Below are 25097 nucleotides of genomic sequence, written 5' to 3' on the forward strand. Positions count from 1 at the left end.
TGAACGAAGCGACCGGAGTGAGCGAAGTGAGTTATGCGCCAGCCCCGAGGCGCGAGCAGCGCAGGGAAGTCGGCCCGGCAGGGCCGACCCCGGAACCATGAGCCCGGCGGCGGCACGGGCTGCAGGGCCTCACGAGCAAAACCACCAAAGGCTGCTTCGTGCCGACTGCCCCCACACGCCCACCGCGAACAAACAGAAAAGGCCAGCGCGAACGCTGGCCTTCTTGATGAGACCGACCTCAAGTCCGGAAACAGCTGAGGGCTTTGTGGGGGCAGTGACCGAGGAGTGAATCACTGCCCCCGGCCCTTCCTCCGCCTCCGGATTGTTGGGTCGCCTTGAGATCCCTGAGCAGGGGTTTGCTTACTTCAGACCATCGCTGATGGCCTTGAGCAAGGTGGCGTTGGCATCGTCACCGCTGAACTCCCAGAAGAAGGCACCGCCGAGGTTCTTGTTCTTCAGGTAGATCATCTTTTCGTTGATCTGCACCGGCGTGTCGAAGCTCCAGAAGGTGGTGCCATTGAAGATCCACTGAGCACGGGTCACCGGGTCCACATAGCTCGGGTAGTTCAAGGTCTTGAGCACCTTGTAGTCCTCGTTACCCTTCTCGTAGGTGGCCGGCGCCGGGATCGCGCCGCTCTGGTAGAGCCCGTTGTTGACATTGGGCACATTGGTCCAGCCCCGGCCGTAGAAGCCGATGCCCAGGTTCAACTTCTTGGGCTGCACGCCGCGGTCCAGATAGGCCTGGATGGCATCCGCGGTGTTGTAGACCCGGGCATCACCGGTGGACGGGTCCTTGGGCGAGCCATACAGCGGAGTGTGGAAGTTGGTCGTGGTTTCCCAGCCGCCGTGGAAGTCGTAGGTCATCACATTGATGAAGTCCAGCGAGTTCTGCGCCACCTCAGGCTGGTACTCGCGGATCTTGTCAATGCCGGCCGGGGCCGCCATGGTCAGCAGCAGACCGGGGCGAACCGCATCGAGCTGCTTGCGGAACTCCGCCACCAGACCGTTGAAGTTCTCCTTGTCTTCGGGCTTGCCGCAGGCCAGACCGCAGGCCACGGGGTATTCCCAATCCAGGTCAATGCCGTCGAAGACGCCAGCGGCCGCGCCTGGGCCGCCCGCGTTCTCGGTCACCGGCAGATCACCCTTGATGTAGGCGTCGATGCAGGACTTGACGAAGGCGACACGGTTCTCCGGGCGTGATGCGCTGGAGAAGCCGCGCGAGTAGGTCCAGCCGCCCAGCGAGATCAGCACCTTGAGCTTGGGGTACTTGGCCTTGAGCTTCTTCAGCTGGTTCCAGTTGCCACGCAGCTTCTGGTCCCAGGTGTCGCCCACGCCGTCCACGCTCTGATAGCCCTGGAAGGACTTGGTGTAGTCCGCAAACGCGTCGCCGCCCACGCCGGTGCTCTCGTTCACCGGCACGGTCAGGCCGACCTCGCACTTGTTGTTGCGCACATTGCCGAAGGCATAGTTGATGTGCGTCAGGCGCGAAGCGGTGCCGCCCTTGTCGATGTCCTTGACCAGGAAGTTGCGGCCATAGATGCCCCATTGCGCAAAGTAGCCCACCACGTTCTTGGCACCGGTGTTGGTGTCAGGCTTGGCGGTGCGCACCGAGATAGCCGGCGACGCGGCCGAAGCGCCCGCCTGGTTGAAGGCCACCACGCTGAAGCTGTAGGACGTATCCGCGGCCAGGCCGGTCACGCTGGCATTGGGGTTGGCCACCTGGGCGGCCTGGCTGCTGCCTTGCAGCACGCGGTACTGCACCGTGCAATTCGGGCCGGCAGCCACCGGCGACCAGCTCAAGTTGACGCTGTTGCTGGTCTGGCTCGGCGACGCCAGGCCGGTCGGCACCGCCGGTGCCGCAGCGCAAACACCGCTGGCCGTGCTCGTCATCAAGGCGGCACTCTGGGCCGAGGCATTGCCTGCCTTGTCGCGGGCCCGCACGGTGTAGCTGTAGGCCGTGCCGGCCGCCAGACCGGTGTCGGTGTGGCTGGTGGCCGTGGGCGAAGCCACCAGATTGCCACCGCGATAGACGTCGTAGCCGGCCACGCCACTGCCGGCGTCGGTTGAGGCGCTCCAGTTCAGCACGATGCTGCTGGTGGTCTGGCCGCTGGCCGTCAGGCCCGAGGGCACGGTCGGCGGGGTCACGTCGTTATTGCCGCCGTCGCAATCACCGAGCGGCTTCCAGACATCCCACTGGCCCGAGTTCGTGGCCGGGCTGTTGCCCTGCGTCCACCACTTGGCCGAGAAGGCCTTGCTCGCCTGCTGCACGACCTTGCCGCTCGTGTAGACCGACTGGGCGCTCCACTCGGCGACGCCGGTGCAGTTGTAAGCCATGGCCAAGGGGCTGGCCAGCCCGAAGGCCAGGGCCAGGGCGGCCGGGATCATTGTTTGTTGCAGTCTCATATCTTCATGCTCCGTTGAGAGGGGTTGCTAGCATTCACTTGCCTGCGGCCTTGGCGGCAGCGGCCTTGGCCAGGGCGGCGGCGCTCAGGTCCGCACGCCGTGCCTCTTGCTTGAGGCTGTAGGACTTGCCACCGAAGCTGACCACCCAGTTGCTCGGCATGGGCATGGGCAGGTAGTAGTTCAGGGCGATGGTGACGCTCTGACCCGGGGCCAGGGTCTGCCAGGTCGGCAGCTTGAAGGCAGCGCGGTGCACGTCGTTCTTCAGGCCGCCGATGTTGTTACCGGACGGGTTGGCACCGCTCTGCACGATCTTCAGGCCGAAGCCGCTCTGATCCGTCAACGTGGCAGGAATGGCGGTGGGCACATCGAAGCTGAAGTCGGTGCCGCCCGGCAGGGTCTGCGTGCTGTTGTTGGTCAGGGTCAGCTTGGGATTGATCGGGTAGTTGGCGTCACCCAGGGCGAAGCCAGCGATGCTGAAGCGGATGTCCAGGCTCTCGGTCGGCAGGGCCGTGGCGCTCAGGCGGTTGCCGTAGGGCGCGGCCGTCTTGAACTTGTTGTACAGCGCCTGAGTCAGGGTGCTGCCCATGAAGTACTCGGCCTTGGCGTTGTCGTAGGCATAGTCGCCGGCCAGTTCCCAGAACATCACACCACCGATGCCGCGGTCCGCCACGTACTGCGCCTTCACACCGATGCTCTGCTCGTCCTCGGTGGAGAGGAAGACCCGTTTCTGGGCATTCCACAGCCACGGGGCGACCAGGGTACCGTCGTAGAAGCGGGTGTAGCTGCCGGTCAGCTGATCGGCCGGGTTGGTGGCCGGGTTCAGACCGTAGGCGGCCAGATAGCTGCCGGGCTTGCCAGCGGCCAGGTTCATGGCGTGCCACATGGGGTTGGAACCGGCCGGCACTTCCTTGTTGGACACGTCCAGGTCATGCCAGAGGTTGTCGATGCCAATGGCGCCTGCACCGCACTTCTGCACCGTGCCACCGCCGGTTCCCGGCGGGCACTTGGTCTGGTCGGTCTGCGCCGCCGTGCCCCAAAGACCATTGGTACCGCCCGTCACGTCCTTCCAACCGCGGGTGTAATACGGCACGCCGATGTTGATGCGGCCGGCCGGCAAGGCACCGCGGAAGTAGTGGTAGGCCCAGTCGGTGTTCAGATAGCCGATGCGGCCGTACTGCGCTGCCGTGTAGTAGTTCCAGGCCTCCAGCTCCTTGTCCTTGCCATCGTCATAGAGCGCGGCATTGGGGCCGACAAACTGGTTCCAGGCACCATGGAGGTCATAACTCATGATGTTGACGTAATCCAGGTACTGGGTGACCTGGTAGTTCTCCATGCCGCGCAGCAGATAGCCCGAGGCCGGGGCTGCCACCGTCAGCATGTAATGGCGGTTGTCGGCCTGACCGGCTGCGTCCAGACGAGCGCGCAGGGTCTGCATCAGCACCACATAGTTCTTCACCAGGCTTCCACGGCGTGCGTTGGAGATGGCGAAGTCATCCGGGTTGCCGGCATCCTTCATGCTGGTGGCGTACTCGTAGTCGATGTCCACGCCGTCAAAGCCGTACTGGCGCAGGAAGGCCACGGCCGAGTCGGCAAAGGCATTGATGCCGGCCGTGTTGGCGCTGCCGTCGGCATTGGTGGTCATGGTGTAGAAGCCACCGCTGGCCACGCGCTTGCCGCTGTCGTCAAAGTAGCCGCCGGTCTCGGCCCAGCCGCCGACCGACACCAGGGTCTTGACCTGCGGGAACTGCTTTTTGTACTTGCTCAGCAGGTTGAAGTGCCCCTTGTAGCTGAAGGCCGGATCCATCTCGGCACCTGCCACACCGGGCCAGGTGATGCCGGTGGCCGGGTTGTTCGGGTCGTTGACATTGCCGACCGAGAGCTTGTTGGCGCCGTCCACATGCGCGAAGGCGTAGTTGATGTGGGTCAGCTGCGCCCAAGGGATGTTGCTGGCCAGGTAGGCGGGCTGGCCGTTCTTGCCGGTGCGCCAGCTGGTGAAATAACCGATGATGCGGCGCGGCTTGTCCGCACCCATCTTTTCGCGACCCTGCTCGTCGTAGACCTTGCAGTAGGCCGGCGTCGTGCCCGGCGTGGTCAGCAGGCCTTCGGGGCGGCAACGCTCATCGCCCGTGGAGGTGCCGCTGACGGTGATGCGCACGGCCGGGCTGTCGCTGCTGGCACCCTTGTCGTCGGTGGCGCGGGCCACGATATCGGCCACTCCGGCACGCGCCGTCCAGGCCACGCTGTAGGGCGCCGTGCTGTCCTCGGACACCAAGGCGCCGTTGACATAGAAAGCCACCTTGGCGACCGTGCCGTCGCTGTCGGCGGCATTGGCGCTCAGGGTTACGCTGTCACCGGCGCCCGGCGTGGCACCGGCGCTGGGCGCCGTCAGGGCCACGGTGGGCGGCTTGTTGACCGAGCCGCCGGTCACGGTGACGGCTTGGGTCTTGGTGTTGGTGGCGCCCTTGTTGTCGGTGACGGTCAGGCTGACGTTGTAGCTGCCGGCGGCCGCATACGTGCGGCTGGCGGTGGCACCGGTGGCAGTGCCGCCATCGCCGAAATTCCAGGCGTAGCTGGCGATCGTGCCGTCGGGGTCGCTGGAGCCGCTGCCGTTGACGCTCAGCGTCAGGCCATTGGCCGTGCTGGTGAAGGCGGCCACGGGCGGCTGGTTGACCACCGTGCCCACGGTCACCTGGCTGCTCTTGCTGCTGGTGGCGCCCTTGTCGTCGGTCACCGTCAAGGTGATGGTGTAGGTGCCGGCTGCGGCATAGCTGCGGCTGGCGGTGGCGCCGGTGGCCGTGCCGCCATCACCAAAGGTCCATGCGTAGCTGACCACGCGACCATCGGCATCGGTCGAACCGCTGCCGTTGACGCTGACGGCCAGGCCGTTGATGCTGGAGGTGAACGCTGCCACCGGCGGCTGATTGACGACGCCGTCACAGTCGCCCAGAGGCTTCCAGACATCCCACTGGCCCGAGTTGGTGGCCGGGCTGTTGCCCTGGGTCCACCACTTGGCTTGGTAGGCCTTGTTGTTCTGTTTGGCCTTGCCGCCCGATGTGTAGACGGCCGTGGCCGACCACTCATTCACACCGGTGCAGTTGTAGGCCAAAGCGGGGCTGGCGGCCATGGCGGCCACCAGCACGCTCAGGCTGGGAAGTGCATGTTTCATGGGAAGTCCTTGCTTGTCTCAGGCTAGGTTCTTGGCAGCGCTCAGGGCGCTGGGCTGGGCGGTTTGCGTCGCGGAATGCAGCCGCCCCACCCCTCGCTGAAACGAGGGCTGTACAAACGGCTTTGGGGGAAAACGGGCTCGGAGCGACGCGTCCGGCCCGCCGGGGTTCTCAGTGAGGACTCATGGCTTGATCACCACATCGAAGTACTTCTCGACGCAGCGCTGGTAGTCGCCTGCCTTGAGGGCGAAGTGGGCGGTCTGGTAGCCGACCAGCTTGCAGGCAAAGGCCTTGCCCTCGGGCATGTCGGGGTAGTAGGCCCAGTCCTGGTCCCAGTAGATGTCCAGGGCGCCGGCGCCGCCGACCACAAAGGGTTTCTGGGTCGCGCAGCCCAGTTCCTCATTGGCCGCGATGGGCACGCCGAGCGAGGCGGCATGCTGCCGGTAGTAGGCGATGCGGTTGACCGACTGCGGCTTCTCGGTGATCTGACCGCATTCGATGCCGCCGTTGATCACATTGGTGGTGGCACCGAAGCCGGGCTTGATGCCCTGGGCCGTGTCGGTCGCATTGGGCTTCCAGCTGCCGTCCACCACATGCAGCATGCTGGGCTTGGGCGAGGCGGGGTAGACGAAGAAGAACACCGCCGAGGCCAGGTTCAACCAGGTGTCGGCCACCTGCTCGGGGTTGTTCAGCAGCACCTTCACATCACCGAACATGGCGTCGGAGAAGGGCCCGTAGTTGAAGCTGTAGGACAGCTGCTTGGCACCGCGGCCGAAATACTGCTTGTAGCGACCTTGCGCATCCTTGCCGCAAGGCCAGACCTGACCCTGCCAGGTGCTGGGCAGGCATTCGTTGTTGTAGGGGCAGCCGTAACTGTCCTCGCTGCAACCCGACTCGCGCACAAAGTACAGGGCCTGGCGCCACTCCGGGATGGCGTTGTTGCGGTCATGCGCGCCGGTCTCCTGGGTGAAGTGGGCAAACATGGTGGCCAGGGTCTTGCGGCAGATGGCATCGGCATCCCGGCCATCGCTGTAGCTGCTGCACACGCCCGAGAACTTGGCCACGGCCTGCAACAGGCCGGTGTAGGTGTAGCTCGGGTGGCGCAGGGGGAAGAGGAATTCCCATTGGCTGGCCGGCAAGATGCGCTCAACGCGCTTGACGTTCTCGGGGTTGCTGGCCGCACCGGGTTTGACCGCCGTGACCACCGCGTTGTCCCGTGTCGCCACCGAGGCCTTGACCGAGGCGAACAGCGGGGTGCCGGTCAGGCGCGCTTCACTGGCCTGCACATCGGCCTGACGCAAGATGTATTTCCCGGTCACCGGGTCCTTGACCACGGAAACCAGGCTCACACTCAAGGCCTTGCTGCCGGTGGCGCCCTTGTCATCAGTGACCGTCAGCGTGACCGGGTAGGTGCCAGTCTTGGCGTAGGCATGGCTGATCTTGGCGCCCGTGCCGCTGGTGCCATCGCCAAAGTCCCAGCGCCAGCTGGCCACCGTGCCATCGGCATCGCTGGAGCCGCTGCCGTCGAAACTGACGGTCAGGCGATCCACCACCGAGTTGAAGTTGGCCACCGGCGCCTTGTTGCCGCCCGTGCCACCACCACCGCCGTCACAGGCGCCGAGTGGCTTCCACACACCCCAGCTGCCCGAGTTGCTGGCCGGCGCCTGGCCTTGCGTCCACCAGTTGGCCGAGTAGGCCTTGCCGGCCTCCTGCACCTGCTTGCCCGCGGTGTAGGCCGTGCTTGCGGCCCAGACCGGCAGCGTGCTGCAGTTGACCGCCCAGGCCGGTGCGGCCGCCGCCAGCAGCAGGGCCGACACGGCCCGAGCCGTCCAGACGATGACGCCGGGATGACGACCTGTAAGGCCTGACAGTAGGCCGAACGGTCGATTCATGGAAACCTCGCGCGCTCCGGTGAGGCGCTCTCTGCCGCATGCCAGTTGGGTGGCGATTTCAGGACTTCGGTTCATGAACAACTCCCATCTCTCACGCGCCAGAAGGCTGCAGCGCCGGTGTGATTCAAGCCCCAGAGCCACTGGCATCCAAGGCAACCGCTTCAAGACCAGAACAAGTCTCCGGCCCATCAGTGGTATTTACTTTAGATACCAGTTTGTCGCAAAACATAGATGAAAACACCTAGCTAGACCGAAACTTCGTGTAAACAGCAATACCAAAAGAAGTCCAGATCGCCTAGCGACCGGGGAGGGGCGGAGCCTTGCCAAAGCCGCTGAACACCAAGGCCGTTCAGCCAAATCGCCACCGCCCGCCACGCGGTCCCGCAAGGCGCCGGCAGAGACATCTCGACACAGCTGCTCACAAACGCGCCATTCAAGCGGCCGCCGGGACCGCCTGCTTCACCGCCCTGCTCCCGCAGGGCCCGCGCCTCGGGCGCGAAGAGGCATCAGCCGCCCAGGCTGAACTCTTGGTCTGCCGCCGAGGGCGCGCAATCCGCCGGCAGGGCTTGCCAGCCCTGGCGCAACACCAAGTCCTGACCGCGCAGACAGAGTTCGATGCGGCGCGCTTCGGGCCAGCGCTGGCGCACGAACTGTTCGATGGATTCGGGCATGCTGACCCGCATGCGCAGCGCTGCCAGGTCTTCAGCCGGGTGGTCGTCGCGATGCAACCAGGGGGTCAAGGCCGTGGCCCAGAGCAAGGGCCGCCAGCCCAGATCGATGCGCGTCGGTTGATAGTCCTGCGCCTGCAGCCAAGCCTGGGCCTGCGCGCGCAAGCTCGGCTCATAACGCCCAGGTACGGCGTCAAACGCGGGCTGCAGCCCGCCCCAGCTGGTGGCCAGCAGTTCCACCAGCCATTGATTGCAATTCTGGTAATCGAGTCCGAAAGCGTAAGCATTGGCGCTGTAGTGCGGCGCCAGCAGCTGTAGCGCTCGGCCTTCATCGCCGGCCCAGGCCAGCACGGCCCGCTCCGCCTCGGGAGGCAGCAAGAGCAAGGAGATGACGCTGAGATCCGGCGTCAGCGAACCGAGCAGAAAACCGGCCAGGCCTTGATCGAACAGGCGGGGCCGCCCTTCCTCGCAGGAAAAATACAGCTGCCGCACCGACCAGGGGGTGTTGGGACTGTCCCGCAGGCTGATGCCGGCGTGCGAATAGCGCAGCCCGAAGCGCTGCAAGTCCAGCCCGGCGCGAGCCACCAGGGCCAGGGCATGCCCCGAGGCCTCCAACTGCTGCTTGACCACCGCACTGAAGCGCAGCAGGCGGTCCTGCTGCGCCACGCTCATGGCCTGGTTGCCGGCGCAGTAGCGCAGCACATCGGCATGGCAGGCCCCGCCCGATGCGCTCAAACCCAAGGCCATCGCAGCCACGCCCCACGCGCGGCGCAGGTAGGCCATGGGTGATCAGAGGCTCAGTGGCCGCGAAGGAAGCTCGCGGTAGATCTCGTCTTCCAGCACCAGGAAGAAGGCCTGCTGGCTGCGCACCTCGACAAACTCCAGACCATAGGGCTTGGCACGGGCCTGGATCGAATCTCCGGGCTGCAGGCGGGCTGCGTTCAAGGCAGCCTGAGGCAGGAAAAGGTGGAAGGTGTCGGCCGGCGTCTCGGCCGCGGCCCCGGCGGATTCGGCCTTGGCCTGCAGGGTCAGGCGCAGCTGGCCGGGTCGGCCGGGGGCCGCGGCCAGCTCGATGAGCCGGTACTCGCCAGCGGCCACGCGCTTGTCACCGGTCGAGCTGGCACTGGACTGCTGCACCGAGGTGGACAGGCTGCCGATCGAGGTGCCGATGCTCTCGGACGCCGAGGAGGCCGACAGGCCAGCCGCCTGCACGGGCGCCAGGCCGCCGGCCGCGCACAAGGCCAGCGCGGTCGAGAGCGCTGTGCGATTCAGGAAACGAGACACGAAGGCTTGCATGAAACACCGTCCGCTGTGAAACCAAAGATCGCGCGATGTTAGCGGCAGGCCGAGGCGCGGCCGGGCTCTAGACTGTGCGCCGCGTACCGATTTTTCTTCCTGTTTCATCCCGATTCTTCATCTCCCCTTCATCTCTTTTTCATCTCCGCCCACCGCGACCCCACGTTCACCATGAAGCTGAAAAATAAGGTTTGTCTCATCACCGGCGCCGCCCAAGGCATCGGCCTGGCCACCGCCCTGCGCTTTGCCCAGGAGGGCGCCATCGTCATCTGTGGCGACATCAAGCCCGAGGCGGTGGATGCCGCCGCGGCGCAATGCCGCGCGCTCGGCGCCGAGAGCCTGGGCCTGGTGCTCAATGTCACCGACCGTGCCCAGGTGGACTCGGTGGTGGCCGAGGTGCTGGCGCGTTACGGCCGCATCGATGTGCTGGTCAACAACGCCGGCATCACCCGCGATGCGCGGCTGCAGAAGATGAGCCTGGAGCAGTTCGATGCCGTCATCGACGTCAATCTGCGCGGCGTCTTCCACTGCGCCCAGGCCGTGGCCGACACCATGGTGGCGCAGGGCGCCGGCGTCATCCTGAACGCCAGCTCGGTGGTCGGCCTCTACGGCAATTTCGGCCAGACCAATTACGCGGCGGCCAAGTTCGGTGTGATCGGCTTCACCAAGACCTGGTCGCGCGAGCTGGGGCCCAAGGGCGTGCGCGTCAACGCGGTGGCGCCGGGCTTCATCGAAACGCCGATCTTGGCCACCATCCCCGAGAAGGTGATCACCGAAATGCAGGCCCATGTGCCGCTCAAGCGCCTGGGCAAGCCCGAAGAGATCGCCAGCGTCTACGCCTTTCTGGCCAGCGAGGACGCGAGCTACATCAACGGCGCCGTGATCGAGGTGTCGGGCGGCATGACGGTCTGAGGCGCTGCGGCAGGCGCATTTCACGCCGCAAGGCCCACCGTTCGCGCCGCCTGGCGACCGCGAGTCGCAAAGCCGATGCGCGGCATGAAGGGGGCTTCTAAGGTGCGGGCTTGAGTCCATCAAGTCCAACGCACCGAGGAGCCCCCGGATGAAGCCCCACCACGCCCCCGCCCGCCGTCGCCATCGCCTGGTCGTGCAGGCCCTGCTGAGCCTGAGCCTGGCGTCCACGCTGAGCCTGAGCCAGGCCGCCAGCGAAGCGCCACAGGCACTCGCCCAGGCCCAGCAGCTGTTCCTGGCGGCCACCCAGGGCGACAGTGCGGCCATCGAGAAGGCGGTCGAAGCCTACACCGCCCTGCTCCGCGCCGAGCCCGGCAACCCCTCGCTCATGGCCAAGCTGGGCGCGGCGACCTCGCTGCGCGCCACCACCACGATGCTGCCCTGGAAGAAGATGAGCCATGCCGAAGAAGGCCTGGCCTATCTGGACAAGGCCCTGGCCCTGCTCAACAGCACGCACGACGCCGCCGCGGCCGGCCAGATCCCCATCGCCCTGGACACCCGCTTCACCGCCGCCAGCACCTTTCTGGCCCTGCCCGGTTTCTTCAACCGCGGCCCGCGCGGCAACAAGCTGCTGCAGGAGGTGCTGAACCACCCGCAGTTCACACAAACGCCTTTGGCCTTCCGCGCCACGGTCTGGATGCAGGCAGGCAGCGCGGCCGAGCAGGGCGAGCGCCGCGACGAGGCCCGCAAGTTCTACCAGCTGGTGCAGGAGCATGGCGCCCCACAGGCCAGCAAGGCCCAGGCCAAGCTGAAGGCCCTGCAGTCATGAGCCAGCCCGTGGTCATGGAGATGCGGGCGGTGCACAAGACCTACCGCCTGGGCGAGCACATCGTGCCTGCCCTGCAAGGGGTGGACCTGCAGCTGCGCGAGGGCGAGTTGCTGGCCCTGACCGGCCCTTCGGGCAGCGGCAAGTCCACCATCCTCAATCTGTGCGGCCTGATCGATGCCGCCGATCGGGGCGAGATCCTGCTGCAAGGCCGGCCGGTCGACGCCCGCGATGAAACCGGCGCCACCCTGCTGCGCCGCGATGCCATCGGCTTCATCTTCCAGAACTTCAATCTGGTGCCAGTGATGAGCGTGGCCGAGAACGTGGACTACCCCCTGTTCCTGGCCGGCCTGCCCTGGGCCGAACGGCAGCAGCGGGTGCGCGAGGCACTGCAATCGGTCGGCCTGCTGGAGCACGCCGCACATCGGCCCGATGCCCTGTCCGGCGGTCAGCGCCAGCGCGTGGCCATCGCCCGCGCCCTGGTGAAGCGGCCCCGCCTGGTGATTGCCGACGAGCCGACCGCCAGCCTGGACTCCGGCACCGCCGATCAGGTGCTCAGCCTGATGCGCGAGCTGGCGCATCGGCAGGGCGCCGCCTTCTTGATCGCCACCCACGACAGCCGCCTGACCTGCCGCTGCGACCGGGTGATCGCCCTGCTCGACGGCCGCATCAGCCCCCATGAAACCAGCCTGCCTCTCGGAGCCGCCGCATGAACCACTTTCCCTGGCTGAAATTTGCCTGGCAGAACGCGCGGCGCAACCGCCGCCGCTCCTGGGTGACGGTGTCCATCGCCGCCCTGGGCACCGCCGCCATCCTGCTGGCCAGCGGCTTCGCCCTGTCAACCTACCAGGGTCTGGCCCAGATGGCGGCCCGCAGCAGCGGCCACCTGATCCTGGCCAAGCCCGATCAGTTCCACAAAGACGAAGACACCCCGCTGCAGCACGGCCTGGACCAGGCCGATGAGCTGCGCGCCCGGCTGCTGGCCGCCCCCGAGGTGCGCCAGGTGCTGCCGCGCGTGGACTTCAGCGGCTTGATCAGCAACGGCGACAAGTCGACGGTGATGATGGCCGTGGGCATCGACCCCGACAGCGAGTTCGCCATCAAAGGCCCCTTCCTGAAGATCAAGGCCGGCGAGGCCTTGCTCAGCAGCCCCCAGGCCAGCGCCGAGGTGATGCTGGGCGAAGGCCTGGCGCGCAGCCTCAAGGCCGAGCCCGGCAGCAGCCTGACCCTGCTCTCCAGCACCGCCGACGGCGCCCTCAACGCCCTCGATGTGCGGGTGCGCGGCGTGTTCTCCACCGGCATCCCGGACATGGACAAGCGCCTGGTCTACACCGATGTCCTGACGGCACAGAAGCTGCTGAACAAGGCGCGCATCAGCAGCTTGGGCGTGTTCCTGCGCAGCATGGAGGCCGTGCCGGGCGCGCAGGCGCGGGTGGCCGCCCAGTTCCCTGAGCTGGAGGTGCAGAACTGGGAGACCCAGGCCTTTTTCTACCGCAGCGTGCGCGATCTCTACGACCGCATCTTCGGCGCCCTGGGTCTGATCATCTTCCTGATCGTGATCTTCGTGGTCACCAATGCCATGGCCATGGCCATCATCGAACGCACCCGCGAGATCGGCACCCTGCGCGCCCTGGGCACCTTGCCCCGGCAGCTGCTGCGCAGCCTGGCACTGGAGGGCATGGTGCTCGGCGGCGGCGGCGCGGCCCTGGGTGCGCTGCTAGCCCTGGGCGTTAGCGTGCTGCTCTACCTCTTTCCGGTGCAGATGCCGCCGCCGCCGGGGCGCTCGGACGGCTATCCGCTGAGCATTGCCATCGACCCTGGCGTCTACGCCGCCACCCTCCTGGCCATGCTGCTGCTGGTGATGCTGGCCTCGGCCCTGGTGGCGCGCAAGACCGTGCATCAACCCGTGGTCCAGGCCCTGGCCCACACCTGAGGAACACACCCGCGATGAAGAACGCCACCCTTGCGCCCATTCTTGGCCTGGCTGCCCTGCTGCTGGCCGGCACATCGGCCGCCCAGGATGTGCCCAGCCTGCTCAAGACCGCCGATCAGTTCCGCAGCGGCGGCGCCAACAGCGCCGAGAAACTGCAGCTCGAGACCCTGGTCACCCAGCATGCCGCCGATGGCAGCGTCGAGAAAGAGCGCCGCTACACCGTCTTTGTGCAGAACAAGCGCCAGTCTCTGGTGCTGATGCAAAGCCCGGCCGAGAAAGGCCAGAAGGTGCTGATGCTGGGCGATGATTTCTGGCTGCTGATGCCCGGCAGCCAGCGCCCGATGCGCATCACCCCGATGCAGAAGCTGCTCGGCGATGCCTCGACCGGCGACATCGCCACCCTGTCCTGGGCCGAAGACTACAGCGGCCAGCTGATCGGCGAGGCACGCTGCGGCGAGCGCCCCTGCCTGCACCTGAGCCTGCAGGCCCTGCGCAGCAGCGTCAGCTACCAGCGCATCGAGCTGTGGCTGGACAAGGCCCGCCACGAGCCGATCAAGGCCGACTTGTACGTGCAATCGGACAAGCTGGCCAAGCAGGCCCGCTTCCTCATGGACGCTGGCCACAAACAAGTCAACGAAATGGTGCTGCAGGACCAGCTCAGCCACAAAAAGGAAACCCGCATCCGCTATCTCTCGCGCACACCGCGCACCGTGCCGGAGAACTGGCTCAACCCCATGTTCCTGGCGCGCAATCCCAGCCTGGAATGAAGAGGAATCCGATGCTCGGGCGCCTGCTTCCACGTCACCCTTTTCTCCTTTCTCTGCAAATCGTCGCAGCGTCGCTGGCCGCGCCCACCCAGGCCCAGGCCCAGGACTGGAGCGCCCAACTGCGCGCGCGCAGCGAGCATCGCAGCGCCAACCTGCAGGGGCCGCTGGCGGGCCCCCAGGGCTCAACGCAGGGCCTGGACGCGGAGCTGCGCGGCCAATGGCGCGGCCTGAACGCCGCGCTGGCCCTGCGCCAGGAACAGGGCGGCGAAGCCGACGAGAAGCGAAGCAGCAGCAGCGCCACCCTCAACGAGCTCTATGCCAACGCCGACCTCGGCGCCTGGCAGCTCAGCGCCGGGCGCAAGCTGCTCAGCTGGGACGTGGGCTATGCCTTCCGCCCCAATGACATGGTGGCCCAGGAAGAGCGCCGCACCCTGCTATCCAGCCAGGTGCGCGGCCGCCCGCTGCTGGCTGCCGAGCACTTTGACGCCGACACCGCCTGGTCGCTGGTCTGGGTCAATCCGCTCAAGCAAGAAGGCAGGCGCGGCGATGAGCAAGCCCTGGCCGGCCGCGTCTACCAGCGCCAGGGCAGCCTGGACCTGCACGGCTTCGCCCGCTGGGGCCAGCACAGCGGGCCCAGCCTGGGTGCGGCGCTGGCCTGGGTGGCCACGGACTCCCTGGAACTGCATGCCTCCTTGCGCCTGGCGCGGCGCGATCACGCCCTGCTGCTGAATCAGCCCGACGCCAGCAACCTGCTGCAGCGCCAATCACCCTGGCGCGAGGGCCTGCGCGCCTCCCATGCCCAGGCCTTGCTTGGCCTGAGCTGGACCGGTGAAAATCGCCTCAGCCTCCTGGCCGAAGCCTGGTGGGATGGCAATGCCCTGAGCCCGCAGGACTGGCGCGACTGGCAGCGCCGCACTCAGCAGCTGCGCGCCCTGCCGCCCGGCGCGGAGGTGCCGCCTCAAGCCCTGGCCGCCAACCTGGCCTGGCAGGCCCAAGCCTTTGGCAGCGGCAGCAGCCTGCAGCGCTCAAATGTCTTCCTGCGGCTTTCATGGAGCGAGGACGGCTGGTCGCCCGCGCTGGACTGCCTCTACCACCCGGCCGACGGCGGCCGCATCTGGACCGCCTCCCTGGCCTGGCAGGGCAACCGCCTGCGCGTGGACGCCGGCCTGCGCCACTACGGCGGCCCGACCGACGCCGTGCTGGCCCAACTGCCCCAGCGCCGCCAGGGCTATGCCGCGATCAGTTGGGCGTTCTGAGCGATCGGCATCCGCTGCGCAGCAAGCCGCCCACCCGCTCCCGCAAGAGCTCCGGGCTGACTGTCTGGGCCGCCAGCGGCGCCCCGGCCAGCAGGCCGACGCGGCTGAACAGGCCCCGGCGGAAGGGCCGCACCATGGCCTGGCCCTGCTCCACACGCGAGAAGAAAGAGCCCCAGAGGTTCTGCAGCGCCAGCGGCACCACGGGCACCTGCTCGCGCCCTTCCAGGATCTTCATCAGCCCGCCCTTGAAGGGCTGCAGCGTACCGTCGCGGGTGATGCCGCCCTCGGGGAAGATGCAAAGCAGCTCGCCCTCGTCCAGCACCTCGCGCGCCAGCTCGAAAGCACGCTCGTAGGTGGCCGGGTCTTCCTTCTGCGGCGCCACGGGGATGGCCTTGGCCAGGCGGAACAACCAGCCCAGCACCGGGATGCGGAAGATGCGGTGGTCCATCAAAAAGCGGATCGGCCGCGGGCTGGCCGCCATCAGCAGCACGGCGTCGACAAAGGACACATGGTTGCAGACCAGCAGGGCCGGGCCGCGCGCCGGAATGTGCTCGTCGCCGCGCACGCGGAAGCGGTAGACCAGCCGCGAGGCGACGAAGGCCACAAAGCGCAGCAGGTACTCGGGCACCAGCATAAAGATGTAAAACGCCACCACCGCATTGGCCAGACCCACGGCCAGGAAGAGCTCGGGAATGCTGAAGCCCGCGCCGAGCAAGGCACCAGCCAGCAGCGAGCTGGCGATCATGAACAGCGCGTTGAGGATGTTGTTGGCCGCGATGATGCGGGCGCGGTGGGTGGGCTGCGCGCGCAGCTGGATCAGCGCGTACATGGGCACGCTGTACAGGCCGGCAAACAGCGCCAGCAGGCACAGGTCCGCCAGCACGCGCCAATGCGCGGCCTGGGCCAGGAAGTCGCCCAGGCTCAGCGCCGCCGATTCAACCACTGGCGCCGGCAGGCCGCGCGAGGCGAAGTACAGGTCGATGGCAAACACGCTCATGCCGATGGCGCCCACCGGCACCAGGCCGATCTCGACATGGCGGCGCGAGAACAGCTCGCACAGCAGCGAACCCACACCGATGCCGACCGAGAACACCACCAGCAGCAGCGAAGCCACCTGCTCATTGCCGTGCAGCACTTCTTTCGCAAAGGCCGGGAAGTTGGCCAGGAAGACGGCGCCGAAGAACCACATCCAGGAAATGCCCAGCAGCGAGCGGAACACCGCCAGCTGCTCACCAGCCAGCTTGAGGTTGCGCCAGGTCTCGCTGACCGGGTTCCAGTTGATCACCAGGCCGGGGTCGGTCGCCGGGCAAGCTGGAATGGCTTGCGCCGTCAAGCGCCCGAGCACCGCCAGGCCCAGGCAAGCCATGGCGACCTGCTGCGCGCCCACCTCGGGCCGGGCAATCAGCAAGCCACCGGCCACATTGCCCAGCAGGATGGCCACAAAAGTGCCCATCTCCACCATGCCATTGCCGCCGGTCAGCTCGCGCTCGTTCAGCTGCTGCGGCAGATAGGCGTATTTGACCGGGCCGAACAGGGTCGAATGCAGACCCAGCAGGAAGACGCAGACCAAAAGCGCCGGGACATTCGTCGCGTAAAAACCCCAGGCCGCCAGCGCCATGATGGCGATCTCCAGGCTCTTGATGAACTGGATCAGCCGCGTCTTGTCATGCTTGTCGGCCAGCTGCCCGCTGGTGGCCGAGAACAGCACAAAAGGCAAGATGAACAAGGCGCCGATCACCAGCCCGGCCTGGGCCGGCTTCAACCAAGTCAGCTGCAGCTGGTAGGTCAGCAGCACGGTGAAGGCGAACTTGAACAGGTTGTCGTTCGCCGCGCCCAGGAATTGGGTCCAGAAAAACGGGGCGAAGCGGCGCTGCGCCAAGAGCGCGAACTGGCCACTCGATTCGTGATGCGTCATGGGGTCCATCCTCTCCTGAACATGATGCTTGTTTTTGCCGTTACTGCGATGCCTCGCCAGCTTCGGCTTTGTGCGCTGCACTCTAGCCGAGCCAGAGCGGGCTCATTCAAGCGAAGTGCCGGCGCGTTGCAAAGACCTCGAGGCCCAGGCCCCGCCCCTGCCAGCGCAGGCTGCGCTTGAGCAAGAGATCAAACAGCAGCGGGTTGTGCTCGCGCAGCTGCTCCAAAAAAGGCTGCTGCGCTTCGTCCAGCAGCCCCGCCCGCACCAGGCTGCCCAGGCGGTACAGCGGGCCGACGCCGGGCAGCGGGTAGTCCGAGCCATGGAGCAGGCGGCCGTGCCAGTCTGGCCGGCTCAGCACGCTGCGCCAGACCTCGGGCCGGCGGTTGAACTGGAACAGGGCCGAAACATCGCCAAGCAGCAGGCCGCTCCAGGCCGGCTCGTCCATCAGGCGGGCGAAGAGATCAAATGCCGGGCGCAGGCGCGGCCGGGGCTGGTCCAGATCCAGCGCGTCGCCGAGTGAGGCGCAATGCGCCGCGATCACGCGCACGCCTTGCGACAAGGGCTGGCGCAGCAGCAGCGGGTTGCCCAGCTCATCGCGGCCGGCGCCGGGCACGGCTTTCTCTTCGCCACAGTGCACGATCAGCGGCAGGCGGGCGGCGGCTAGACGCTCGTAAAAGGGGCGCAGGCGGCGGTCGCGCAGATCGATGTTCATGCTGCTGGGCAGCCATTTCAGGGCCACGGCGCCGCCGGCGATGGCCGCGTCCAGGCGGGTCAGCCCATCCTCGCGGTAAGGGTGGATGGAGGCCACCCAGGCGAAGCGCTGCGGGCCGGCCTGCGCCACGCTGCGGGCATAGGCATCGGGCACATGGAAGGTGGTCCAGTCGGCCTGGGCCCGGCCCTGCTCGTCGTGGGCCTCGTCAAAGGCATAGAGCATCCAGCGCGCGCCCTCGGGGAAATCTTCGGTCAGCGCCCGCAGGCGCTGCAGGTAGGCGCGATCCACGCTGGGCGCATCGGCCGGCACGCAGGCGCCGTCCATGATGATGCGGCGGCGCAGGCTCTCGCCCGGGTGCCACCACTGGTGCATGGCCGGGTGGATGCGGCAGCCGCTGCCGGCGTCGCCGGTGCCGAGCAGATGGCAGTGCACGTCCCAGAGCTGGCGGGCGTCGATGTCTTGCCAGAGCTGCTGCAAGGCCGGATGCTGGCTAAGGGCCTCGGGCAAGGCGCCACGGCAGGGGTTGCGCAGATAGCCGGCCTGAGCCGGGCGCACCAGGCTGCTGAACAGGCCGGCCACGGCGGCGGCGCCGCAGCATTGCAGATGGCGGCGCCGCGTGGTTTGAAAGTCAGCATCGTGGTGCATCGCGTGTCTCATTCCGTCTCCTTGGGCTGACGCCCGGTTGGGCTTGGAATGAAAGCGATGCTCGCGGCGGCGCGGCGCTGGCGTGCGAAAAATGCCGTTCGGTGGCAAGACCTGGCCCCGACGGTGGCACCATGCGCTACTGCCCCGCCTGGCGCCACAACACTTTTTCTTCTTCGCAGCACACCCCGCATGTCCACCACCCAAACCCTGATCGAAGTGATCAAGGCCGAGCTGAAGAGCCAGGGCCTGAGCTATGCCGATGTGGCCCGCGAGCTGGAGCTGTCGGAATCCAGCGTCAAGCGAATGTTTGCGCCCGGCGGCGAGATGCCGCTGTCGCGGATCGATGAAATCTGCCGGGTGCTGAACACCGATTTCGGCGAACTGAGCCGCTCACTCAGCGAACGCCAGCCCCTGCGCATGGAGCTGAGCCTGGCGCAGGAAAAAGCCGTGGTGGCCGACCCCAAGCTGCTGCTGGTGGCCATCTGCTGCCTGAGCCAATGGACGGCCGAGCAGATGCACCAGCACTACCGCCTCAGCGAGGCCGAGGTGACCCTGCACCTGGCCGAGCTGGACCGGCTGGACATCATCGAGCTCAAGCCCCTGAACCGCTACAAGCTGCGCGTGGCCAAGACCTTCCGCTGGCGCCCGCACGGGCCGGTGATGAACTTCTTCCGCGAGGAAGTGGCGGGCGACTTCTTCTCAGGCGGCTTCGACGGCGAGGCCGAGCTGCTCAGCCTGGTCCACGGCCGCCTCAGCCAGGCCAAGGCCCGCGAACTGGTCGAGCGCCTGCAACGCCTGGCCCACGATTTCGCTCGCCAGCACCTGCTGGATCAGAAACTGCCCGAGGCCGAGAAGCGGCAGTACACCCTGGTGATGGGCATGCGCTCCTGGTTGTTTGAGCATTTCAGGCATTTGCAGAGGGCGGGGCGGGGGTAGGAGGCCGTGCGCGCATGCGCCGGAAACTCTATGAATACCAGCAGAAGGATTGATGCAGGCATTCACATTTTGAACGCAAGCACACTCAAACGAACCGGAGCAATTCTTCGCAGCCGCAATATTGAGACTCGAAAGCTATTGCCCAACGGCTTATTCCCCCTTCATTGTTCGACAGGCCCGCTCAAGCGCGTCCTTGAAATCCTTTGGGCCCGGAAAGAACGCAGGGGCAGGCAGCGACCTTTCAAGCCTCTTTTCGAGCTCAGCCGTTACTTCAAAACCGAAAGCGGGATCCTCTTGCTTTATTTTCCCTAGTTCTTCAAAGATTCGACCGATGCCTTCGTCTGTAGCACCTATACGACGGGACCGATTTATGCTCGTTCGACGCAGACTTGTGACCTCTTGCTGGATATCGGCCAGCATTTCCATCATCACCTGCTCCCCGGATCCCACCTTTTGGTCCAATGCAGCTACTTTGAAGGTTCCGAAATTCTTCAAAAATGTCGAGTGATTAGTATCTGACGAAGCCAATTTATATGTTGCCAACAGTTTTTCCGCCAATTGACGCTTGAAGGCAACAATCTTTGAGAACCGAAGATCCCTTGGATAAGGAATATGCTCAATGATGCTCGTGTCGAATGCATAGTCAGTCTTGTCATCCTTGATGATGACTGTGGGCTTATCGAAAGCTAGCCGCATGCCCAGTTCGAACATCACATTTGGGTTTCGCGCACTTACATCGCAAATGACAATGTCCGCGTTGTAAACGCCTTGGACAATACGTTTGTGAATAACTCCAACATCGTCTGAGTCGCTCACTAGTCGTGCTGCGAACTTCGGACTGTCAATGCAGTCGACAGCGTCTTGAATGATTGCCTTAACTTCTGTCCAATGATCAGCTCCCAGGCCATCGATCGCTGAGATAGGCATGATTAACCCACAGGTAAGCACCTTTTCTGGAACGCTTTTGTTATCAGCTTCTGCCATATTTGTCTCCCATATTGCGAATAGTGGCTTTGGACTAACTTACAGCGATTATTTATCAAAAATCGAATTGATCCGCTCTGCAAGTCGGCATCGCGACAGACTACCCCTGGCCCAACGCGGCTTCCCATAGTCGGACGTTGATCGTTCGCTTTCGCTGCAATGCGGACTTCCCCCGCCCGATCTAAACCTCGCCTGAGGCTCGATCTCCAAAAACTTCAGATGAAGACGGGCACGCCGCTCGTACGGCCCCGCCCTCCCCTCCATCCGCCCCTCACCTCTTCGGCGCAAACCCCGCATCCCCAAACTGCCACAGGAAGAAGCTCCACACATCCGCCGTTTCGTCCAGGCGCTGCGACACGCCGGAGCCCATGCCGTGGCCGCCTTCGAAGTCCACGCGCAGCAGCGCGGGCTTGCTGGCGTAACGCTCGGGTTGGGCGGCTTGCAGGCGGGCGGCGAACTTGGCGGGGATCCAGGCTTCGACGCGGGGGTCGTTGGCGCCGGTGGTGACGATGACGGCCGGGTAGTTCACGCCGTCGCGCACGCGGTGCACGGGGCTGAGCGCGTACATGCTCTTGAAATGCGCGGGGTTGGTCACCGTGCCGAACTCGGCGATATTGGGCGCGCCGTTGAGCGTGGTTTCCATGCGCAGCATGTCGGACAGGCTGACCGCGCTCTGCGCTGCGGCAAACAGCTCAGGCCGCTGGGTGATGGCGCCGCCGATGGTGATGCCGCCGGCGCTGCCGCCGGTGCCAGCCAGGGTGGCGGGTGAGGCGTACTTGTGCGCGATCAGGTACTCGGCGCAGGCGATGAAGTCCGAGACCGTGTTCTGCTTGGTCAGGATGTAGCCGCCGCGGTGCCAGTCTTCGCCCAGCTCACCGCCGCCGCGCACATGGCAGATGGCCGAGACGCCGCCGCGCTCCAGCCAGGCCAGACGGGTGGCGCCGAAGCGGGGCTCCTGGGTGATGCCGTAGGCGCCGTAGCCGCTGAGGATGGTGGGGCGCTTGCCGTCGCGCGGCGCGCTCTTCGACGACAGAATGGACAGCGGCACCATCACGCCGTCATGGCTCTTGACCATGACGCGCTCGGCCTGCACGCCCGAGGTATCCACGGCCACCGGCTTTTGCAGGTTCACGCGCCGCGCCGATGCGTCAGCGGCGCCGGGCTTCGTCAAGACCAGGCTTTGCGGCGGCTGGGTCCAGCCCTCGTGCAGCACCAGCAGCTCACCGCCGGGCAAGGGGCTGATCTCGCGCAACGTGCCTTCAAAAGGCAGGGCCACGGTCGAGATGGCGGGCTTCTTGCCCTTGCTGGACTTATTCTTCTCCACCCGCCAGAGCTTGCTCACGCCGGCATCCAGGGCCTTCACGTAGACGGCATCGCCAGCCAGCTTGATGTCCTGCAGCACGCTCTCGCCGGCCGGCAGCAGGGGGCGGAAGAGCGTGGTGCGAAGGCGCAGGTCCAGCTGCAGCAGCTCGCGGCGCGAGGCTTTTTTCTGGCTCAGGGCATAGATCTGGTCGCCGGAGATGGTGGCCTCCGTGACCTTGTCTTCCGGGCGGATGATGCGGCGCCAGGGGGTGGCCGCGCCCTTCTTGAGCAGGTCCTCGGCCGGCGCCACCCAGTAGGAGCGCTCGACCGCATCGCCATGCAGCACCTCGGCCAGGGCCCAGCGCGAGTCCTTGCTCAGATAGACGTAGGGCAGATCGGCCAGGGCGTGCTTCTCCTGGGCGTTCACCTCCCAGCCGAACAGGGGCGCGTCTTGCGCCGGATCGGCGCCGAGCTTGTGCAGGAAGACGGCGCTCTTGTTGTAGCGCTCCTCGGCCGGGTGGCGGTTGTAGGCGAAGCCGCTGCCGTCCTTGAACCAGGCCACGCCGAATTGGTTGAGGCCGGTGTGGGCGATGGCCTCGCTCAAGAACTTGCCGCTGGCCACATCGAGCACGCGCAGCACGCTGTTCTCCGAGCCGCCGCTGGACAGGCCGATGGCCAGGCGCTTGCCGTCCGGCGAGGGCGTGTACCAATCGATCGCATGCTTGCCCGGCTCGCCGGGGATGTTGTTCGGGTCCAGCAGCTCGCGCTCGGCGCCCTCCACCCCGGCGCGCAGCCACAGCCGCGACTGGTTCTGGCCCGGTGCGCGCTTCATATAGAAGAGCTGGCCGGCCACGAGCTTGTAGCTGCCGGTGCTTTCGCCTGCGTCAGAGAGCTGGCCCAGGCGCTCGCGCAAGGCGGCACGGCCAGGCAGCTGGGCCAGGCTGGCCTTGGCGAAATCGGCCTGGGCGCGCAGCCAGGTCTGGAACTCGGCGGAGTTCTTTTCCTCCATCCAGCGGTAGGGGTCGACCACAGCGGTGCCGTGATAGACATCGGTGACGGGTTTGAGCGGGGTGGCGGGGTAGGGTGAACTGGGGGCGGTCTGTGCGAACAGCGGCGTGCACAGCAGGCTGGCGCTCAGAGCCAGGGCGAGGCGAGAGGGGGAGATGTTCATGGTGGGCGAGCTCAATCAAGAGTTGAAAAAGGCCGGCCGCGCGGTGGCGCACCCTGCCCCAAAAACTGGCCGGCCGGTGGGCCAGCGCTGCGCAAACTGACGGTCAGACCCCTGCACTGCATCCAACCGACGGGCCATCTTAATCAGCCCACGGCAGAGCCGAACCGGGGTAGAACCGGAGCCGAACTGAGAGTCAGGGCCAGGCGCCCGAGAGAGTCGCTTTGATCAGCGACAATGCCGCCCATATGTTTGCCCTGTTCGATGAAGCCGGAAAATTCCTCGCCGGCCGTGTCATGTCCGAAGCCGAAAGTTCGATGCAGATCGAACTGGAGTCGGGCAAGCGCGTCAAAGTGAAGGCAGCCAATGTGCTGCTCAAGTTCGACAAGCCCGCCCCGGCGGAGCTGATCGCGGAAGGCCAGCGCCTGGCCCAGGAGATCGACCTGGACCTGGCCTGGGAGTTCGCGCCCGACAGCGAGTTCAGCTTCGCCGATCTGGCACGCGATTACTTCGACGCCAAGGCCGGGGTGACGCATCAGGCCGCCGCCCTGTTCCGCCTCTTCGAAGCGCCGCATTACTTCCGCCGCGCCGGCAAGGGCCAGTTCAAGAAGGCGGCCGAAGAGGTGGTGAAGGCCGCCCTGCTGGGCATCGAACGCAAGCGCCAGCAGGCGCTGCAGATCGAAGCCTGGGCCGAAGAGCTGGCCGCCGGCCGCTGCCCGGACGCGATCCGCGATCAGATTTACAAGATCCTGTTCAAGCCCGACAAGAACGGCCCCGAGTACAAGGCCGTGGTCGAGGCCACGCGCCGCTCGCACAAGGCGCCGCTGGATCTGCTCAAGAGCGCCGGCGCCATCGCCAGCCCTTATCAGTTCCACTGGAAGCGCTTCCTGTTCGAACAGTTCCCCAAGGGCACGGGTTTCCCGGCCCTGCAGGCGCCCGAGATCAAGGACGAGCTGCCGCTCTCGCCGGTGCAGGCCTTCTCGATCGACGATTCGGCCACCACCGAAATCGACGATGCGCTGTCGGTGCAGGGTCTGGGCACGGGCACCATCGTCTTCGGCGTGCACATCGCCGCGCCGGGCCTGGCCTTCCAGCCCGACTCGGCCGTGGACAAGGTGGCGCGCGAGCGCCTGTCCACCGTCTACATGCCCGGCTGGAAGCTGACCATGCTGCCGGACGAGGTGGTGCAGGCCTACACGCTGATCGAAGGGCGCGACTGCCCGGCGGTGTCGCTCTACGTCACCATGGACGAGGCCACACTGGCCGTGACCGGCAGCGAGACGAAGCTGGAGCGCGTGCCCATCAAGGCCAATCTGCGCCACGACAAGCTGGACGGTGTCATCACCGCCGACACCTTGACCGGCGCCGCACCGGCCGACTACGCCTTTGCGCCCGAGCTGGCCTTCACCTTCCGCCTGGCCAACCACCTGAAGGCACAGCGCGAGATCGTGCGCGGCAAGCCCGAGAACTTCAACCGGCCGGACTACAACTTCCGCCTCGATTCGAACGGCGAGCGCGAGCCCGATGGCAGCGAAGTGGTCAGCATCAGCACCCGCCAACGCGGCTCGCCGCTGGACCTGATCGTGGCCGAGGCCATGATCCTGGCCAACTCCACCTGGGGCGGCTGGCTCAACGACATGGGCCTGCCGGGCATTTACCGCAGCCAGGCCAGCATGGCGCCGGGCGTGAAGGTGCGCATGGGCACCAAGGCCCTGCCCCACGCCGGCATGGGCGTGGCGCAGTACACCTGGGCCACCTCGCCACTGCGCCGTTATGTGGACCTGGTCAACCAGTGGCAGATCATTGCCTGCGCCAAGAACGGCCGCACGGCCGCCCTGGTGGCACCGTTCAAGCCCAAGGACGCGCAGCTCTTCTCCATCATCTCGGGCTTTGACGCGGCCTACACCGCCTACAACGGTTTCCAGAACGGCATCGAGCGCTTCTGGACCCTGCGTTATCTGGTGCAGAACGAGATCACCGAGCTGACCGCCACCGTCATGAAGGACGGCCTGGTGCGCGCCGACACCCTGCCCCTGGTCTTCAAGGCCCTGGGCTGCGAGCCGCTGCCGCGCGGCGCCCATGTGCGGGTGCGCATCACCGGCACCGATGAGATGACACTGGATGTGCACGCCACCCTGATCGAGCGCCTGGAGGCCGAAGACGCCGGCGCGGGCGAAGACCCGGCCGCCGAGTCCGAAGACGACGAGGCCGCGGAAGGCGCGGGGCCGCTGACCCTGGCGCTGGACATGAGCGGCGAGGGCGAGGGCGACAGCCCCGGCACGGGCGGCGGAACGTCTGCCGAGGCGGCAGCGACCTGACGA

Annotated in this window: 17 protein-coding genes; 8 read left to right on the forward strand and 9 right to left on the reverse strand. The window is 66.2% G+C overall.

The genetic code is table 11. From position 1 onward, the window contains the following. Window positions 1-360 precede the first annotated feature (360 nt). The 5 genes from AC1Q6P_RS13030 to AC1Q6P_RS13050 all read right to left on the reverse strand — a co-directional run bounded on the left by AC1Q6P_RS13030 (window position 361) and on the right by AC1Q6P_RS13050 (window position 9423). Complete coding sequence (locus tag AC1Q6P_RS13030) at window positions 361-2403, reverse strand: glycosyl hydrolase family 18 protein (RefSeq protein WP_492664296.1); 2043 nt, start codon at window positions 2401-2403, stop codon at window positions 361-363. Between the two features lie 34 nt (window positions 2404-2437). Next, on the reverse strand, window positions 2438-5569 hold the full coding sequence (locus AC1Q6P_RS13035) for a chitinase C-terminal domain-containing protein (protein WP_492664297.1): 3132 nt from the start codon (window positions 5567-5569) through the stop codon (window positions 2438-2440). Window positions 5570-5749: 180 nt separating this feature from the next. Then, window positions 5750-7384 carry a glycoside hydrolase family 19 protein gene (locus tag AC1Q6P_RS13040; RefSeq protein WP_492703213.1) on the reverse strand — a complete coding sequence of 545 codons (1635 nt, stop codon included), beginning with the start codon at window positions 7382-7384 and terminating at the stop codon, window positions 5750-5752. A gap of 581 nt (window positions 7385-7965) precedes the next feature. Then, window positions 7966-8910: a DUF2145 domain-containing protein gene (locus AC1Q6P_RS13045; protein ID WP_492664299.1), complete on the reverse strand. Its 945-nt coding sequence runs from the start codon at window positions 8908-8910 to the stop codon at window positions 7966-7968. Between the two features lie 6 nt (window positions 8911-8916). Beyond that, window positions 8917-9423, reverse strand: coding sequence for a hypothetical protein (locus AC1Q6P_RS13050; protein ID WP_171828896.1), 507 nt, complete (start codon window positions 9421-9423; stop codon window positions 8917-8919). A 171-nt stretch (window positions 9424-9594) separates the two neighbouring features. On the opposite strand from AC1Q6P_RS13050, the gene fabG reads away from it, so the two are divergent. The 6 genes from fabG to AC1Q6P_RS13080 all read left to right on the forward strand — a co-directional run bounded on the left by fabG (window position 9595) and on the right by AC1Q6P_RS13080 (window position 15114). Next, window positions 9595-10335 (forward strand): 3-oxoacyl-[acyl-carrier-protein] reductase, encoded by a 741-nt coding sequence (gene fabG / locus AC1Q6P_RS13055; protein WP_492664300.1) that lies wholly within the window; start codon window positions 9595-9597, stop codon window positions 10333-10335. Between the two features lie 148 nt (window positions 10336-10483). Continuing rightward, complete coding sequence (locus tag AC1Q6P_RS13060) at window positions 10484-11161, forward strand: hypothetical protein (protein WP_492664301.1); 678 nt, start codon at window positions 10484-10486, stop codon at window positions 11159-11161. Then, window positions 11158-11871, forward strand: a complete 714-nt coding sequence (locus AC1Q6P_RS13065; RefSeq protein ID WP_102767812.1) for an ABC transporter ATP-binding protein — start codon at window positions 11158-11160, stop codon at window positions 11869-11871. The genes AC1Q6P_RS13060 and AC1Q6P_RS13065 overlap by 4 nt, the downstream gene beginning before the upstream one ends. After that, a complete protein-coding gene (locus tag AC1Q6P_RS13070; RefSeq protein WP_492664302.1) occupies window positions 11868-13091 on the forward strand; it encodes an ABC transporter permease in 1224 nt (407 codons plus the stop codon). The genes AC1Q6P_RS13065 and AC1Q6P_RS13070 overlap by 4 nt, the downstream gene beginning before the upstream one ends. Window positions 13092-13105: 14 nt before the next feature. After that, on the forward strand, window positions 13106-13858 hold the full coding sequence (locus AC1Q6P_RS13075; protein WP_492664303.1) for an outer membrane lipoprotein-sorting protein: 753 nt from the start codon (window positions 13106-13108) through the stop codon (window positions 13856-13858). Between the two features lie 11 nt (window positions 13859-13869). Further along, window positions 13870-15114: a hypothetical protein gene (locus AC1Q6P_RS13080; protein ID WP_492664304.1), complete on the forward strand. Its 1245-nt coding sequence runs from the start codon at window positions 13870-13872 to the stop codon at window positions 15112-15114. Here the strand turns inward: AC1Q6P_RS13080 and AC1Q6P_RS13085 are convergent. Further along, window positions 15098-17029: an MFS transporter gene (locus AC1Q6P_RS13085; RefSeq protein ID WP_492664305.1), complete on the reverse strand. Its 1932-nt coding sequence runs from the start codon at window positions 17027-17029 to the stop codon at window positions 15098-15100. The genes AC1Q6P_RS13080 and AC1Q6P_RS13085 overlap by 17 nt on opposite strands. Window positions 17030-17135: 106 nt before the next feature. Continuing rightward, window positions 17136-18386 (reverse strand): amidohydrolase family protein, encoded by a 1251-nt coding sequence (locus tag AC1Q6P_RS13090; protein ID WP_492664306.1) that lies wholly within the window; start codon window positions 18384-18386, stop codon window positions 17136-17138. A gap of 189 nt (window positions 18387-18575) precedes the next feature. On the opposite strand from AC1Q6P_RS13090, the gene AC1Q6P_RS13095 reads away from it, so the two are divergent. Next, window positions 18576-19322 carry a helix-turn-helix domain-containing protein gene (locus AC1Q6P_RS13095; protein WP_492664307.1) on the forward strand — a complete coding sequence of 249 codons (747 nt, stop codon included), beginning with the start codon at window positions 18576-18578 and terminating at the stop codon, window positions 19320-19322. 150 nt (window positions 19323-19472) lie between these two features. Here the strand turns inward: AC1Q6P_RS13095 and AC1Q6P_RS13100 are convergent, their stop codons facing one another. Then, on the reverse strand, window positions 19473-20306 hold the full coding sequence (locus AC1Q6P_RS13100; protein ID WP_492664308.1) for a hypothetical protein: 834 nt from the start codon (window positions 20304-20306) through the stop codon (window positions 19473-19475). A gap of 271 nt (window positions 20307-20577) precedes the next feature. Further along, window positions 20578-22779: a prolyl oligopeptidase family serine peptidase gene (locus tag AC1Q6P_RS13105; RefSeq protein ID WP_492664309.1), complete on the reverse strand. Its 2202-nt coding sequence runs from the start codon at window positions 22777-22779 to the stop codon at window positions 20578-20580. 245 nt (window positions 22780-23024) lie between these two features. Between AC1Q6P_RS13105 and AC1Q6P_RS13110 the strand changes: the two genes are divergently transcribed. After that, entirely contained in the window at window positions 23025-25094 is a 2070-nt protein-coding gene (locus tag AC1Q6P_RS13110) for a ribonuclease catalytic domain-containing protein (protein WP_492664423.1), read from the forward strand. The last annotated feature ends 3 nt before the right edge of the window (window positions 25095-25097 follow it).

The organism is Roseateles sp. GW835-FHT13E02, from assembly GCF_058794035.1.